General features: G+C 61.5%; 16 protein-coding genes. 12 read left to right on the forward strand and 4 right to left on the reverse strand.

Going from position 1 to position 13,998, the window contains the following annotated elements; genetic code table 11:
- Nucleotides 1-122 precede the first annotated feature (122 nt).
- Genes AC0V6T_RS03955 through AC0V6T_RS03975 form a run of 5 tightly spaced genes read left to right on the forward strand, consistent with a single transcriptional unit; the run spans nucleotide 123 to nucleotide 4,793 of the window.
- Nucleotides 123-1,448: a serine hydrolase domain-containing protein gene (locus AC0V6T_RS03955; protein WP_486124519.1), complete on the forward strand. Its 1,326-nt coding sequence runs from the start codon at nucleotides 123-125 to the stop codon at nucleotides 1,446-1,448.
- Nucleotides 1,448-2,341, forward strand: coding sequence for an NAD(+) diphosphatase (gene nudC, locus AC0V6T_RS03960; RefSeq protein ID WP_486124521.1), 894 nt, complete (start codon nucleotides 1,448-1,450; stop codon nucleotides 2,339-2,341). Before AC0V6T_RS03955 ends, nudC begins: the two co-directional genes overlap by 1 nt.
- The gene (locus AC0V6T_RS03965; RefSeq protein WP_486124523.1) at nucleotides 2,338-3,030 is read left to right on the forward strand and encodes a DsbA family oxidoreductase; all 693 of its coding nucleotides are present in this window, start codon (nucleotides 2,338-2,340) and stop codon (nucleotides 3,028-3,030) included. The genes nudC and AC0V6T_RS03965 overlap by 4 nt, the downstream gene beginning before the upstream one ends.
- Nucleotides 3,027-3,845, forward strand: a complete 819-nt coding sequence (locus tag AC0V6T_RS03970; RefSeq protein WP_486124525.1) for an SDR family NAD(P)-dependent oxidoreductase — start codon at nucleotides 3,027-3,029, stop codon at nucleotides 3,843-3,845. The genes AC0V6T_RS03965 and AC0V6T_RS03970 overlap by 4 nt, the downstream gene beginning before the upstream one ends.
- Before the next feature lie 54 nt (nucleotides 3,846-3,899).
- The gene (locus AC0V6T_RS03975; protein ID WP_486124527.1) at nucleotides 3,900-4,793 is read left to right on the forward strand and encodes a DUF1295 domain-containing protein; all 894 of its coding nucleotides are present in this window, start codon (nucleotides 3,900-3,902) and stop codon (nucleotides 4,791-4,793) included.
- A gap of 32 nt (nucleotides 4,794-4,825) precedes the next feature.
- Here the strand turns inward: AC0V6T_RS03975 and AC0V6T_RS03980 are convergent, their stop codons facing one another.
- On the reverse strand, nucleotides 4,826-5,071 hold the full coding sequence (locus AC0V6T_RS03980; protein WP_007164703.1) for a hypothetical protein: 246 nt from the start codon (nucleotides 5,069-5,071) through the stop codon (nucleotides 4,826-4,828).
- A gap of 154 nt (nucleotides 5,072-5,225) precedes the next feature.
- On the opposite strand from AC0V6T_RS03980, the gene AC0V6T_RS03985 reads away from it, so the two are divergent.
- Together AC0V6T_RS03985 and AC0V6T_RS03990 are read left to right on the forward strand one after the other, a co-directional pair.
- Complete coding sequence (locus AC0V6T_RS03985; RefSeq protein WP_486124529.1) at nucleotides 5,226-5,726, forward strand: c-type cytochrome; 501 nt, start codon at nucleotides 5,226-5,228, stop codon at nucleotides 5,724-5,726.
- Between the two features lie 23 nt (nucleotides 5,727-5,749).
- The gene (locus AC0V6T_RS03990; RefSeq protein WP_486124531.1) at nucleotides 5,750-6,421 is read left to right on the forward strand and encodes a cytochrome b/b6 domain-containing protein; all 672 of its coding nucleotides are present in this window, start codon (nucleotides 5,750-5,752) and stop codon (nucleotides 6,419-6,421) included.
- An 11-nt stretch (nucleotides 6,422-6,432) separates the two neighbouring features.
- On the opposite strand, the gene AC0V6T_RS03995 is transcribed toward AC0V6T_RS03990, so the two are convergent.
- Nucleotides 6,433-6,822, reverse strand: coding sequence for a DUF1489 family protein (locus tag AC0V6T_RS03995; protein WP_486124533.1), 390 nt, complete (start codon nucleotides 6,820-6,822; stop codon nucleotides 6,433-6,435).
- 68 nt (nucleotides 6,823-6,890) lie between these two features.
- Between AC0V6T_RS03995 and AC0V6T_RS04000 the strand changes: the two genes are divergently transcribed.
- Nucleotides 6,891-7,832 (forward strand): cyclase family protein, encoded by a 942-nt coding sequence (locus AC0V6T_RS04000; RefSeq protein WP_486124535.1) that lies wholly within the window; start codon nucleotides 6,891-6,893, stop codon nucleotides 7,830-7,832.
- Nucleotides 7,833-7,838: 6 nt separating this feature from the next.
- Here AC0V6T_RS04000 and mgtE read toward each other — a convergent pair whose 3' ends face one another.
- Nucleotides 7,839-9,287, reverse strand: a complete 1,449-nt coding sequence (gene mgtE, locus AC0V6T_RS04005) for a magnesium transporter (RefSeq protein ID WP_486124537.1) — start codon at nucleotides 9,285-9,287, stop codon at nucleotides 7,839-7,841.
- A 111-nt stretch (nucleotides 9,288-9,398) separates the two neighbouring features.
- On the opposite strand from mgtE, the gene AC0V6T_RS04010 reads away from it, so the two are divergent.
- From AC0V6T_RS04010 to AC0V6T_RS04025, 4 genes are all read left to right on the forward strand, one after another.
- Nucleotides 9,399-9,860, forward strand: coding sequence for a peptidylprolyl isomerase (locus AC0V6T_RS04010; protein ID WP_007164697.1), 462 nt, complete (start codon nucleotides 9,399-9,401; stop codon nucleotides 9,858-9,860).
- An 18-nt stretch (nucleotides 9,861-9,878) separates the two neighbouring features.
- Nucleotides 9,879-10,808 (forward strand): hypothetical protein, encoded by a 930-nt coding sequence (locus AC0V6T_RS04015; RefSeq protein ID WP_486124539.1) that lies wholly within the window; start codon nucleotides 9,879-9,881, stop codon nucleotides 10,806-10,808.
- A gap of 35 nt (nucleotides 10,809-10,843) precedes the next feature.
- Nucleotides 10,844-12,172 (forward strand): tRNA (N6-isopentenyl adenosine(37)-C2)-methylthiotransferase MiaB, encoded by a 1,329-nt coding sequence (gene miaB, locus AC0V6T_RS04020; RefSeq protein WP_486124541.1) that lies wholly within the window; start codon nucleotides 10,844-10,846, stop codon nucleotides 12,170-12,172.
- 145 nt (nucleotides 12,173-12,317) lie between these two features.
- Complete coding sequence (locus tag AC0V6T_RS04025) at nucleotides 12,318-13,370, forward strand: PhoH family protein (protein ID WP_486124543.1); 1,053 nt, start codon at nucleotides 12,318-12,320, stop codon at nucleotides 13,368-13,370.
- Here the strand turns inward: AC0V6T_RS04025 and AC0V6T_RS04030 are convergent.
- Nucleotides 13,367-13,981 (reverse strand): hypothetical protein, encoded by a 615-nt coding sequence (locus AC0V6T_RS04030; protein WP_486124545.1) that lies wholly within the window; start codon nucleotides 13,979-13,981, stop codon nucleotides 13,367-13,369. The genes AC0V6T_RS04025 and AC0V6T_RS04030 overlap by 4 nt on opposite strands.
- Nucleotides 13,982-13,998: the final 17 nt, after the last annotated feature.

Raw genomic sequence — 13,998 nt, forward strand, 5'->3', positions numbered from 1 at the left:
TATAGCACCTTGCAGAATCAAGCCTCAAGTAGGCAGCGTCTGTGCACTTGCAATTGACGGTTAAGCCTCGCTCGCTCAAACAGTCGTCAAACGAAACTGACCCACCCGGGAGAAAACCCACAATGGCCTTTCGCACTTTCGAACATCCAAGCCTTTCGCGCCGCTCGCTTTTCCGCGGAGGAGCCTATGCGATGGCAGGTGCCACGCTCGCATCGCTGCCGTTCGGGCGCGCGCTTCTTGCCCATGATGTAAGCGAAAGCTGGCCCAATGTTGCTGCGATGGCGAACAAGTATGTGAGCGAAGGCAAGGTCGCCAACATGTTGCTCACCTTCGGATGGGGGCAGGACGACCACGCTCACACGGTCGGTGGCGGCACGCTGGCGCTAAATGGCAGCACCGAGGTCGACGAAAACTCGCTCTATCGCATCTACTCGATGTCGAAGCCGATTACCGGTATGGCGACGATGATGCTGATCGACGATGGCGCGTTCGAGCTCGACACGCCGCTTTACGACATCATCCCCGCATTCCGCGACACGCAGGTTCTGGTCGATCCCGAAGGTCCGCTCGACAACACCGTCGCGCCCGAGCGTCCGATCACGATCCGCCAGCTGCTCACCCACACCGCAGGCATCGGTTATACGATTACGTCCAAGGGCCCGCTGCTCGACGCTTATGTCGAGAACGGTATTGTCGGCGGACGCGTCAGCCGCTTCCCGATCCCTGGCGTTCCGAACCCAACGCCTGCACCGGGTCTTGAAGTGTGGACCGACAGGCTCGCCAGTCTGCCGCTCGCTTATCAGCCTGCGACCAAGTGGAGCTATTCGAACTCGATCGACCTGCTTGGCCGCGTGATCGAAGTTGCGAGCGGGATGGATTTCGAGGCTTTCCTCAAGACCCGGATGTTCGAACCGCTCGGCATGAACAGCACCTGGATGACGGTGCCCGAAAGCGAGAAGGGCCGCCTCACCGACAATTATGGCATCCTTGGCGAAACGCTCCTGCCGCTCGATCCGGGTGCAAACTCGATCTTCCTCGACGAGCCCAAGGTGCCCGCTGGCGGCGGCGGCCTTGTTTCCTCGCCCAAGGACTATGATCGCTTCCTGCGCATGCTGCTTGGTTACGGCAAGCTTGGCGATGAGCGAATCATGAGCGAGGAAGCCGTGCGCGTCGGCACTTCAGACCTCATCCCCGAAACCGTCGATCTTGCAGGGTCATGGATGGTCGGTCAGGGTCACGGCGCTGGCGGTCGTTCGCTCAATGGCACGTTCGGCTGGGGCGGTGCGGCTGGCACGCTTGCTGCGGTTGATTACAAGCTGGGCCTGCGCACCGGCCTTTACACCCAGTATATGCCCTCAGACGCCTATCCGATCCGCGACGAATATCTCGCCGCGCTTGAGGCGGATGTCGCGGCGATGCATGCGGGTCACGCAAACCACGCCTCGTAATGGCGCTCGCAAACGGACCCATCGCCTTCGCCGGATCGCCTCTCGACCGCGCGGATAATCTTCGCGCGGACCGCGATGCTCTGGCCGGCATGATGAACTGGAAGGCGCGGCTGCTGAAGCTCGACGCGCTGATGCCGGAACTCGACGAAACCGGGCGGCTTGCCTGGGGCACTTTGGCCGACGCTGCTGAGGATGCGGAGCTGGTGTTCCTTGGCCTCGATCGCAGCGATGGCGGCGAGAAACCGTGCTTTGCCGCGGTTCCGCCAGAGGGCGACGCAAGCCCGCGCATGGCGAACCCGCGCCTGTGGTCGCTGATGGCGACGCTCGATCCGGCTGATCTGGCGCTTTACGGCGGGGCGCGCAGCCTGATCGACTGGCACGCTCGCCACCGCTTCTGCGCGAATTGCGGCGCACCCACAAATATCACGAAGGGTGGCTGGCAGAGAAACTGCGACAATTGCGGTTCACAGCATTTCCCGCGCACCGATCCGGTCACGATCATGCTGGCAGAGCATGAAGGCCGTTTGATGCTGGGACGAGGGAAGGGTTGGCCTGAAGGGCGCTTCTCCGCGCTCGCAGGATTTGTCGAACCGGGCGAAACCATTGAAGAGGCTGCCGCGCGCGAGGTGTTCGAGGAATCGGGCGTGCGCGTTCGCGACGTTTCCTACATCGCCAGCCAGCCATGGCCCTTTCCAAGTCAGCTTATGGTAGGATGCCATTCCTATGCGGATGACGATGCGCTCACCATCGACGAGACCGAGATGGCCGAGATTATCTGGTTCACCCGCGAGGAAGTAGCATCGGCTCTCGCAGGCAATGGCCCGTTCCACGCGCCGCCGCCTCACGCAATTGCGCATACGCTGATGAAATGGTGGCTGGAGAAGACCGAATGAGTGCTCCGGAAAAGCTCACGATCGACATCTATTCCGACGTCCTTTGCCCATGGTGCGTGATCGGCTACGGCCAGCTGACCAAGGCATTGGATGAGCTTGAGGGCGAGATCGAGGCGCAGGTGCGCTGGCGGCCGTTCGAACTCAATCCCGACATGCCCAAAGAGGGCGAGGAGCAGGAAGCGCATCTCAGCCGCAAATATGGCCGCTCCGCCGAAGAGGGCGCTGCGGTGCGCGGCAAGATGCGCGAAATCGCTGACAGCGCCGGTGTATCGCTTAGTTACGAAGGCGAGGGCGAGGCGCCGCCAGCGATGATGTGGAACACGCGCGATTGCCACAAGCTGCTGGGCCTCGCGCTTGAGCAGATGGGGCCGGAAGTCCAGACGAGGCTCAAGCTTGCTTTGTTCGAGGCCCATTTCAACCATCGCAAGGATTTGTCCGATCGCGACGTGCTGCTGGGCATCGCGAGCGAAGTCGGTCTCCACCGCGAAGCCTCCAAAGCTGCGCTTGATGACGCCGATCTTGAAGCGCGCGTACTCGCAGAGGAGCGCCAGGCGTGGGATCTCAACATCTCAGGCGTTCCCGCCATGATCGTTGAAGGCAAGTTCATGATACCCGGCGCACAGGCTCCTGATGTCTACGTCAATGCACTGCGCCGCGTGGTCGAGAAGACGCGGGCTTCTGCTGAGTGAGCGAATTCGCTCCCAAGAGCGCGGTCATAACGGGCGGCGCAAGCGGGATCGGGCTGACGCTCGCACAAAGACTGGCGGGACGAGCGCTGGGCGTGATGGTCGCCGATTTGCCCGGGCCTGCCCTCGACCGTGCCGCTGCAATCGACGGTATCACCGCGATGGCCTGCGATGTGAGCGACCTGAAAGCGGTTGAGGCGCTTGCCGACGCGGCTTTCGACACTTTCGAGACCGTCGATCTCGTCTTCAACAATGCCGGTGAAAGAGGGCCTCGAGGCAAGCTGTGGGAAGTCGACCCAGCCCGTGCCCGCGCGCATTTTAACGTCAATTACTGGGGCGTGTGGAACGGCTGCCGCGCTTTCGCTCCGAGGCTGATCGCTCAGGACAATCCGAGCGCAATCTACAACACGGGCAGTGAGAACAGCTGGTTCTGCGCGATCGAGCAATCCGCTGCGTACATAAGCGCGAAACATGCCGTTCTGGGCCTGACCGAAAGCCTGCGCGGTGATCTGCCCGAACACGTCCACGCGGGCCTGATCGTCCCCGGCTGGGTCTTCACCCCGCTCGGGCCCGAACAATTCATGAAGCTCGGCATGAATGTCGAGGACTATGTCGACCGCATCCTGCCGCAAGTCATGCAGCGCCGCCGCTTCGTGGTCAGCCATGGCTATAACGAGGTGCGGATAGGCGAACGCATGAGCGAACTCTCGGCGAGTTTTGCCGAATATGCGCTACCGCCGGAGCAGGATGCGCGCCACGATGTGCGTCTGGTCGTCGAGCAAATCCGTAAAGCTTCACAAGCCGCCGAAAAGCAGTAGGCCTAAACAGCGCCAAAACATCCGCCAATACAAGAAACAGGGGACAGGGGCTCAATGAGCAAGGCAATCAAGAGCTTTACCGTCGTGGCATTTGTCACGATTTTCGCGCTCGCATTCGCGTTTTTCGCAGGCGCAAACAGCGTTCAGGTCTACGACGCGCCCACCATGTACTGGTGCGCGTGGCTGGCGCTGGTGATCAACTGGCTTGCCTTCATCCCCTCCGCTGCGGCGCAATCGGACAAGTTCTACGACAGTTTTGGAGCGATCACCTATCTCAGCGTTACGGCGCTTGCCTGCTACGCTGCCGTCACCACGATGGGCTCTCTCGACACTCGCGGTATTGTCGTGGCCGCGATGGTCGCGATCTGGTGCATCCGGCTCGGCACGTTCCTCTTCATTCGCATCCAGGCGAAGGGCGGCAGCGACAGCCGGTTCGAGAAGATCAAGAAGAACCCGCCGCGCTTCCTTGCAGCTTGGACGCTTCAGGCGCTCTGGGTGATACTGACTGCTTCCGCCGCGCTCGCGATCATCACCAATGAAACGCGCGAGCCGATCGGTATTTTCTTCTGGGTCGGCGCAGCGATCTGGGTCATCGGCATGGCATTTGAGACCATCGCCGACGCACAAAAAAGCGCGTTCAAGTCAAAGGACGAGAACGACGGCGATTTCATCAATGTCGGATTGTGGAGGTGGTCGCGCCACCCCAATTACTTTGGCGAAATCACGCTGTGGACCGGTATCTTCGTGATCGCCATCCCGGTGCTTTCAGGGATGAGCTGGCTGGTCGTGATCTCGCCGATCTTCGTCTACCTGTTGCTGACCCGGATCAGCGGGATCAACCTGCAGGAAGAACAGGCAAAAGAGCGCTGGGGCGACGACCCCGAGTATCAGGAATATCGCCGAAAGACCCCAGTGCTCTTTCCCAAGCCTCCCGCCGCACAAGGTTGATGCGGGCGGGGGCAGGAGTTCGATAGCCTGACTTAGTTTGCTTCGCCCTTCTTGATGGCTTCCATCGTCTTGGGGCCCTTGCGAGCATCATCTTCGGGGTTGTCCGAGCCGACCACCGGTTCGCGATTGTCGGGATCGGTCGCGCGGTTCAGCTCGGCGCGTTTGCCCACGCGCACATTGACCGTCCCATCGGCGCTGCCCTGATGCGACGGGGTGGCTTCCTTGGTGATTTCTTCGATGAGTTCGTTGTCGGGGTGAAGCGATTGACGCTCTGGCATGTTGTTTCTCCTTTACCTCGCTTACCGGGAAGGACCCGCCCGCGTTCCCAAAAAGCGCTCGCAAAATTCGATATTTGCGCAAGGGCCAGCAATCTGTAGTGTCGCATCCGGGATCAAAGAGCGCCGTCACTTCTCGCATTAAGGACCCGACCCAATGACCCGCAATTCCACTTTTCGCCTGATCGCTGCCACCCCGCTCATTGCCTTGCTCGTAGCATGCGGCGGCGAACCGACAGACGCCGAAGCGCCAGAGCCCGCCGGCGATGCGCCAGCCGAAATTGCCGAACGTCAGGACAATTTCGAAGCCATCGGCGACAGCTTCAAGGCGATCCGCGAACAGCTTGAAACCGACGCTCCCGATTTTACGGTGATCGAACCGGCTGCTGCCGACATCAACACAAGGCTCCAGCGCCTGCCAGACCTGTTCCCCGAAGGAACCAGCATGGAAGCGGGCTACGACACCGAAGCGCTTGCCGCGATCTGGGAAGACCCCGACGGCTTCAACGAAGCGATCCAGACCGCTGTCGGATTGAGCGAGGAAATGATGGCGGCTGCGGCAACCGGCGATCCCGAGGCCGTCGGCGCGCAGGTCGGCAATCTCGGCAAGAATGGCTGCAAGAACTGCCACGATAGCTTCCGCAAGGACGACGACTGATCCAGCGCGAGGTCGCATAGCGCATGGCCGAACCCACTCAGCCCGTTCGCATTTGGGACTTGCCGGTCAGGCTCACCCACTGGTCGCTGGCCGTGCTGGTCCCGGCCATGTGGGTGACAGCCGACAATTCCGAATGGGGCTGGCATATAAGGCTTGGCCATGTGCTGCTCGCGGTGCTGCTGTTCCGCATATTCTGGGGCTTTGTCGGCACGGATACGGCGCGGTTTGGCAATTTTGTGAAGGGGCCGGGGAAAGTGCTCGCCTACCTTCGCGGCGGGTATGACGAGAAGGCGAACAAGGGGCACAGCCCGCTGGCCGCTCTCGCAGTGCTCGGCCTTCTTGGCTTCACTCTGGCGCAAGTCGCAATGGGGCTGTTCGCAGGCGATCCATTCGATGGAGCGACTGGTCCACTGAACCCTCTGGTCGGAGTTGGCACCGCCGACACGCTAACCGATACGCATGAATGGTTCTGGTGGGTCGTTGTCGGAATGATCGGCCTGCACATTACCGCAATCGGCATTTACGGCGCAGTTCGCGCGGAAAATCTGATCGGCGCGATGATCGGTGGCAAGGGCGAAAAAAAGCTCGTTGTGGCCGACAACTCGCCGACCCCTTGGGGCAGGGCACTAGGCGCCTTCGCGGTTGCGGCTGGGATCGCGCTGTGGATCTACCTTGGCGCCCCGCCTTTGACTTAGATGCCGCTGACCTAAACCAGTCCCAACTTCTCCAGCTTCGCCGCAAGTTTGCCGGGTAGCGCGTCGCCGATGTCTTCACCCGGAGCAAGGTCGCGAGGGGGCTCTCCCTTGAGATAGCGCCAGCCCTGATGGGCGCGCTTGGGACGCGGGGAGACCCGGACCAGTTCGGGCTTCAGCTCGATTAGCCAGCGCCCGCTATCGGTCTGCGAAAAGCCAAGAATTTCGGAGCGAGCGACGATGCTGTGCTGGTGGATCCAGTACAGCGAGCCGCCGATGCATTCCTCCCATTTTGTCGGACGATACTTGGTTGTCAGGTGCGGGCTGCGGCGTCCTGCATACCAGCTTTCGATATCGCCATAGCTCTGCGCGCCGAACGCGATCTTGGTCAGGTGGAGAGGCATGTGTATTCATATGGCGGGTCAGGAGCGGTTTTTGAACCGGCCGAGAGAGGAAAACAGGGGGAATTTCGATGGTAAACGGTGCGAAAAATGCACTCGTGGCTGGCGTGCTGGTGGCGCTTGCCGCGTGTTCAGGACAGGCGGGCGAACAGGCGGATCAAGCCGACCTCACACCCGGCGAGCCCCATCCCGAATACGGCATGGCGAGCACCATCACCGAAGCGATGACCGCGAACGCCGCCGGTCTCGTGACAGAAGGCAAGGTCTATCCGCTTGGCGTAGTCACCGGACCGGACAGCGTGCCGTATCCGGGGCGCAGCTTCTTGATCGAGACCTTCGCCGCCGGCGACGCGATGGGCGCGAACCGCATCACGGGGCACGATGATCGCCTCGTGACGCATGTCGGGATCGGCAGCCAGATCGACGGACTTGGCCATATCGGGCGCGACGGAGTGCATTATGGCGGTGTGCGCGCCGAGGAATTCCTGACGCCCAACGGCCTCACCAAGTTCGGTACCGACCAGATCCCGCCCATCGCGACGCGCGGCGTACTGATCGACATGGCGAAGCATTTCGGCACCGACCGACTGGAACCGATGGCGAGCTTTGGCGGCGAGGACATCGCTGCCGCAGCCGAGGCGCAAGGGGTCGATATCAGAGCAGGGGACGTGGTGCTCCTTCATTCCGGATGGCTCTCGATGGCAGAGGAAGACCCGGAAGCTTTCATCGCCCAGCAACCCGGCATCAATGCCGATGGCGCGGAATACCTCGCTGGCCTCGGCGTTGTGGCAGTCGGTGCGGACAGCGCTGCGTTGGAGACAATGAGTTTCGAGGACGGGATCGTCTTTCCAGTCCACGCGGCCCTACTTGTCGATCACGGCATCTACATTCTGGAAACGATGAACACAGGGCCGCTTGCGGCGGACGAGACTTACGAGTTCTTCTTCGTGCTGGGGCAGCCGCGTTTTGCCGGATCGGTGCAGGCGGTGATCAATCCGCTGGCGATCAAGTAGAGCGCGCTAGAGCGGTGCAAGGCCAGCCGCGACCGCAAGGCCGAGGAAGGCGAAGAAGCCCATCGAATCGGTGATCATCGTGACGAACACGCTGGAGGCGACCGCAGGGTCCTGGCCCATGCGCTCGAACGCAACGGGGACCAGCACACCTGCAAGGCCCGAGACCGCAATGTTGATGACCATAGCAAGGGCGATGACCACGCCCATCTGCCAGCCGAACAAGATGCCAGCGGCGATCCCGATCAGCACTGCAACCGTGAAGCCATTGAGGATCGCCACGCGCAATTCGCGCCACACGATCTTCCACGTGTTCGCTCGCGTCAGCTGATTGGTCGCAATTGCGCGAACCGCGACTGCCATGGTCTGCGTGCCCGCATTGCCGCCAATGCTAGCCACGATTGGCATCAAGACGGCTAGCGCCACGAGTTGCTCGATCGCGGCGCCAAAGAACGCGATGATCGCGGAAGCCACCACAGCCGTCCCAAGGTTCGCGACCAGCCAGCGCACGCGGCTGGAATAGGCCTCACGGATCGGCTCGTTGATGTCGCCATCGCCCGCACCTGAGAGAAGCAGCGCATCCTCGCCCGCCTCCTCGGAGATAATGTGAACAATGTCGTCGACCGTCATCTGACCGACCAGCCGCCCGCTCTCGTCCACCACCGCAGCAGAAATCAGCGCATATTTCTGGAACATCAGCGCGACTTCTTCCTGATCGGTATCGACCGGGATCAGGGTCTGGTCGCGCTTCATCACGTCGGTAAGCTTGATGTTGCGCGGGGTCGTCAAAATCCAGTTGAGCGCGCAGGTGCCGACCGGATGGAAGGCGGCATCGACCACGAAAACCTCGAAGAAATCGTGCGTGAGGTCGCCTTCCTCGCGAAGGTAATCGATAAGATCGCCCACGGTCAGGTGCTCGGGAACCGCCATCACGGTGCGGTTCATCAGACGTCCGGCGGTCTCCTCGGGATAGGCCAGCGCGGAATTGACCGCAGCCTGCGTCTCAGGCTCCAGCTCGGCGATAATCGCCTTCTGGTCGTCCTCGTCGAGGTCTTCGAGCAGCTGGACCGCATCGTCGGTCTCCAGCTGTTCGGTAATCGCGGCGACGTCCTGAGGCTCGAGCGCCTCCATCATCAGTTCGCGGACGTGATCGTTCAGTTCCGCGATCACTTCCGCGCTCATCAGGTCAGTGATCGAAGCGGCGAGAATCGCGCGATCGTCGCGGTCGAACAGTTCGAGCAAGTCGGCGATGTCAGCAGGGTGGAGCGGCTCGACAAGGTCATAGACCGCGCCCGTATCGCCCGCCTCGAGCGCTTCCTCGACCTCGCGCACATATTCCGGTTTCAGCCGGTTTTCCTCGTCGTGCCGCTCATCGTCGATGCGGTCGTCAGGACGCACTTCTTCCTCTTCCGCCTCGGCGGTCAGCACTTCATCATCAAGGGCTGCGGGATCGACCATGGGAGCGGGTTTAGATGCGGCCCCTCGAAAAGCAACCGCTTACCCGCACGGGTGACATGGCGAACCAAAACCGTTAGGCGCACGGGCAAATCAATCAGGAGATTCTGACAAATGGCCGAAAAGCTCACTTTCACGCTCGACACCGGCGACGGCGAAGCAAAAGACGTTGTCATCAAGCTGCGCCCGGACCTCGCACCCGGCCACGTCGAGCGCATCACCACGCTCGCCGGCGAAGGCTTTTATGACGGAGTCGTCTTCCACCGCGTGATCCCGGGCTTCATGGCTCAGGGCGGCGATCCGACCGGCACCGGCATGGGCGGCAGCGACAAGCCTGACCTCAAGGCCGAGTTCAACAGCGAGCCGCACACGCGCGGCACCTGCTCGATGGCCCGTACGCAGGTCCCCGACAGCGCCAACTCGCAGTTCTTCATCTGCTTCGACGATGCCGAATTCCTCGACGGCCAGTACACCGTCTGGGGCCAGGTCGAAGAGGGCATGGAACACATCGATGCTCTGCCCAAGGGCGAGCCGCCCGCACAGCCGGGCAAGATCGTGAAGGCGACTGTCGCCTAAACTGATGGGAGTAAAAAGGTGACGCTGCGCCGGGTCGCACTTGCGATTTGCCTGTTGGCAGTTTCGGCCTGCGCCACCTTTCCCGACATTTCGCAATCGCGGTCACCATGCCGGACTGAGCCTGGTGGCTGGTGCGGCTTTATGCGTGCCGCCGCCGTGCAGGCTTATCCTTTCGCGGTTGCCTCGACACAGGCCTATGTCGGTGATGACGACATATACGCCTATCCGCTCCCCACACTTGAGCGGCTGGAGCGTTTGCCGATTGCCGAAGAGGACCGTGAACGCGGCTTCGGTTACCAGATCTTCGAACAGTTCGAGACCGGTTCTGAAGGCGATCCTGCCAGAAAGCCTGTTGCGCGCATTCTGGCTTTTCGCGGGACCGATTTCGACGGCTTCACCGATATCTTCTACGGCACATTGCGCCGCGATCAGATCGACATTGCTGTCAGCACTTTCGAGGCGGAGATGGCGCGCTTTGACGACGACTTGCCATGGATCGTTGCGGGCCACTCGCTGGGAGGGGCGCTCGCGACCGAGGTCTCGATCCGCTATCCGGAAGTGAAAGCTTACATGTTCAACACCTCGCCATTCTATCGCGGCGAGGCGATGACCAACGACGTGCAGCGCACGGTATTCAACGAGCGAGGTGAAGTCCTGCGCAGGTTCGCTCGTTTCGACGATGCGCCGGCCGCTGACGTGTACACGCTCAACTGCGGACCGCGGAACGGTCAGTTCACAAAACACAGCATTCGCCTGCTGTCCGATTGTCTTGTTTGGATCGCAGCATACTCCAACAGCGACGCGCTCAAGATCGTGCGCGCACAAGGCATCCGAAAGCCGATGGTTGAATGCCAGCGCGATAACGACGACCATCCGGGTACGGGCTGGCAAGAGGTCGAACCCTGCGTTCATTCCGGTCGCAAACCGAAGGATGAAGCTGACAATTGAAGTGGCGCGAAGTTGCGGGTAAAGCGCCGCCAATCATGAAACCGCAAACTCCTCCCAAGACCTACCGGGTCAAGTCCTTCGGCTGTCAGATGAACGTCTATGATGGCGAGCGTATGGGCGAGCTGTTGGCCGAAAAAGGCATCACGCCTGCGCCCGAGGGTGAGGACGCTGACCTGGTGGTGCTGAACACCTGTCATATCCGCGAGAAGGCGGCGGAGAAGATTTACTCCGACATTGGCCGTCTGACCAAAGGCAAGACGCAGGAGAAGGCGCCGATGATCGCGGTCGCAGGCTGCGTTGCGCAGGCCGAAGGCGAGGAGATCATGGCGCGCGCTCCGGCGGTGAGCATGGTCGTCGGTCCGCAGGCCTATCACCGCCTTCCCGACATGCTGGACAAGGCGGTTGCGGGTGAGCGCGCGACCGACACTGACATGCCCGCGATTGCGAAGTTCGATAGCCTGCCCAAGCGCAAGCGTCGTTCGCCCACCGCTTTCCTGACTGTGCAGGAAGGGTGCGACAAGTTCTGCACCTATTGCGTTGTACCTTATACGCGCGGCGCTGAAATATCGCGCCCCTACAGTGATTTGATCGACGAAGCTCGCAAGCTGATTGAAGCAGGCGCGCGCGAAATCACGCTACTGGGCCAGAACGTCAACGCATGGTCCGGTGAGGACGAGAAGGGTCGCAGTGTCGGTCTCGGCCAGCTGATCCACGCGCTTGCCGAACTCGATGGGCTTGAGCGCATTCGTTACACGACCAGCCATCCCAACGATATGGACGACGCACTGATCGAGGCGCACGGCACTTGCGACAAGCTGATGCCGTATCTCCACTTGCCGGTGCAGTCGGGCAATGACCGCGTGCTTAAGGCGATGAACCGTTCGCACACCGCCGAAAGCTATCTCAAGCTCCTCGAACGCTTTCGCACAGTGCGCCCGGATATCGCGCTCTCAGGCGACTTCATCGTCGGCTTTCCCGGCGAGACCGAGGCGGAGTTTGAAGACACGCTCAAGCTGGTCGACGAAGTGCGGTATTCGCAGGCGTTCAGCTTCAAATACTCGCCGCGCCCCGGCACCCCTGCTGCGACGATGGATAACCAGATCGCAAAAGAGATCATGGACGACCGCCTCCAGCGCTTGCAAGCTCGCCTCAACCGCGACCAGCTTGCCTTCAACGAGGGGCTTGTCGGCAAGACCTGCACGGTCCTCGTCGAGCGTAAGGGCAAGCACCCGGGGCAATGGCTCGGCAAGTCGCCATGGCTCACCAGCGTCTGGTTCGAAGGCGATGCGCAGATAGGCGATCTGGTCGAGGCAACCCTCGTTGAAGCCGGACCAAACTCGATCGAGGGCCTCCTGAGCGCCTGATCACGCAGCTCATTGCACCTGTGTGACGCCATGTCGGCAGCGTGACTTTCCCCAACCTTGGATGCGGGCTGTGCTTGCTTTGCCTCGCAACGCGCTTACCTTTCCGACTCGGAAACACTCGCACAGGAGATGAGCGTAGCTACCCATGGGCCGCAGACCGACCAGCGCAATCGATCCTTCGGTTATCCCCGAAGCCATCAATCCCAAAACACGCGCAGATGCGCCAATCGGCCACGGGCAAGCGCGGGCTGAACTGTCCTTCGAGAACCAGTCGCTGCTTGGCCCGCTGTTTGGCGAGTTCGATGCAAACCTGGTGCAGGTCGAAAACCGGCTTGGCGTCTATATCCACGCTCGCGGCGACCAGATCTTGATCGAGGGGCCCGAAGACGCGGTTGGGCGGGCCCGCGATACGCTCACCACCATGTATGACAGGCTGGCGCTGGGGCAGGACCTCGACAGCGGCGCGATTGAATCGCTCATTGCCATGTCGAACGAGCCGACGCTTGAAGGGATCATCTCCGGCGACAAGGAAGAGCCGCCGATCATGATCCGCACGCGGCGCAAGACCATCGTACCGCGCTCGGCAACGCAGATCACATATATGCGTAGCCTCGTGCGCGACGACATCATCTTCGCGCTTGGGCCTGCAGGGACGGGTAAGACCTATCTCGCGGTGGCGCAGGCGGTGGCCCAGCTCATGTCGGGAAGCGTCCAGCGCCTGATCCTCTCTCGTCCGGCGGTGGAGGCAGGGGAAAAGCTCGGCTTTCTGCCCGGCGACATGAAGGACAAGGTCGATCCCTATCTGCGCCCGCTTTACGATGCGCTTTACGATTGCATGCCGCCCGAACAGGTCGAGCGGCGGATCGCATCCGGCGAGATCGAGATTGCACCGATTGCCTTCATGCGCGGGCGCACGCTCGCCGATGCTTTCGTGATCCTCGACGAGGCGCAAAACACCACGCGTGAGCAGATGAAGATGTTCCTCACCCGCTTTGGCCAGAATAGCCGGATGGTGATCTGCGGCGATCCGCGCCAGGTCGACATTCCCGGCGGCGACCGGATGAGCGGGCTGGCCGATGCGGTCGACAAGCTTGAAGGGGTCGACGGCTTTGGCACAATCCGCTTCACAGCCGCCGACGTCGTGCGCCACCCAATCGTGGGCCGCATAGTCGAGGCGTATGAAGGGCCTGATGCCTAGCCGAGCAAGGCCGGTCCAACCAGGCCAAGCCAGGCGAAAATCCCCGCAACCGTGCCTGCTATCAATGCGCCCCACGCCAGCCATCGCCGCTTATCCGGCATCGCCCGGTGCACTGTGCGCCAGACCCAGATCAGGAAAATCAGTTCGCCAACCAGCAGGGGCCAAAGTGGCAGAGCAATGGCGGTCATAACGGTATGCTCGTCGAAGGATGGCGAGGGTGGCGGTAGTCCGGACAGGGCGCGGTAGGCGAGGACGCCCAGAAACCCGACCGAGAAGATGAAGCGCGCGGGCGCCGTGATGGCGAGCGCCAATCCAAAGGCGCGAAATCGCCCGATCAAGGCGATACCGATCAAGGTGAGCACGACGCTCACAATTGGCCCCATGCCGGTTTGCACCACGCGCTGCAGCGGCGGATAGTCGGTAGCGGGCGTGTTCGAGATCACGCTCGATGCGGTCATGCGGACATCCTCCCCATAGGCGAGGCCTGCAAGGAAGTGCCCTGCTTCGTGCAGGAAAATCACGGGACCGGCCAGAACCAGTGCCCAGAAGAAAAGCAGCGCGGCAAATTTGCCTGCCGCGCTGCTTGTCCAATGGATTGTTGAGGTCATCATGCGAAGCGATCTGTGTC

It is taken from the genome of Erythrobacter sp. S158 (assembly GCF_057364915.1).

What these genes read in the sequence shown, in the direction of transcription:
- miaB (WP_486124541.1), top strand. Translation starts at nt 10,844, where the DNA reads ATGAAACCGCAAACTCCTCCCAAGACCTACCGGGTCAAGTCCTTCGGC.
- AC0V6T_RS04000 (WP_486124535.1), top strand. Translation starts at nt 6,891, where the DNA reads ATGGTAAACGGTGCGAAAAATGCACTCGTGGCTGGCGTGCTGGTGGCG.
- AC0V6T_RS03990 (WP_486124531.1), top strand. Translation starts at nt 5,750, where the DNA reads ATGGCCGAACCCACTCAGCCCGTTCGCATTTGGGACTTGCCGGTCAGG.
- AC0V6T_RS03965 (WP_486124523.1), top strand. Translation starts at nt 2,338, where the DNA reads ATGAGTGCTCCGGAAAAGCTCACGATCGACATCTATTCCGACGTCCTT.
- AC0V6T_RS03975 (WP_486124527.1), top strand. Translation starts at nt 3,900, where the DNA reads ATGAGCAAGGCAATCAAGAGCTTTACCGTCGTGGCATTTGTCACGATT.
- AC0V6T_RS03995 (WP_486124533.1), bottom strand. Translation starts at nt 6,822, where the DNA reads ATGCCTCTCCACCTGACCAAGATCGCGTTCGGCGCGCAGAGCTATGGC.
- AC0V6T_RS03980 (WP_007164703.1), bottom strand. Translation starts at nt 5,071, where the DNA reads ATGCCAGAGCGTCAATCGCTTCACCCCGACAACGAACTCATCGAAGAA.
- AC0V6T_RS04025 (WP_486124543.1), top strand. Translation starts at nt 12,318, where the DNA reads ATGGGCCGCAGACCGACCAGCGCAATCGATCCTTCGGTTATCCCCGAA.
- AC0V6T_RS04010 (WP_007164697.1), top strand. Translation starts at nt 9,399, where the DNA reads ATGGCCGAAAAGCTCACTTTCACGCTCGACACCGGCGACGGCGAAGCA.
- mgtE (WP_486124537.1), bottom strand. Translation starts at nt 9,287, where the DNA reads ATGGTCGATCCCGCAGCCCTTGATGATGAAGTGCTGACCGCCGAGGCG.
- nudC (WP_486124521.1), top strand. Translation starts at nt 1,448, where the DNA reads ATGGCGCTCGCAAACGGACCCATCGCCTTCGCCGGATCGCCTCTCGAC.
- AC0V6T_RS04030 (WP_486124545.1), bottom strand. Translation starts at nt 13,981, where the DNA reads ATGATGACCTCAACAATCCATTGGACAAGCAGCGCGGCAGGCAAATTT.
- AC0V6T_RS03985 (WP_486124529.1), top strand. Translation starts at nt 5,226, where the DNA reads ATGACCCGCAATTCCACTTTTCGCCTGATCGCTGCCACCCCGCTCATT.
- AC0V6T_RS03955 (WP_486124519.1), top strand. Translation starts at nt 123, where the DNA reads ATGGCCTTTCGCACTTTCGAACATCCAAGCCTTTCGCGCCGCTCGCTT.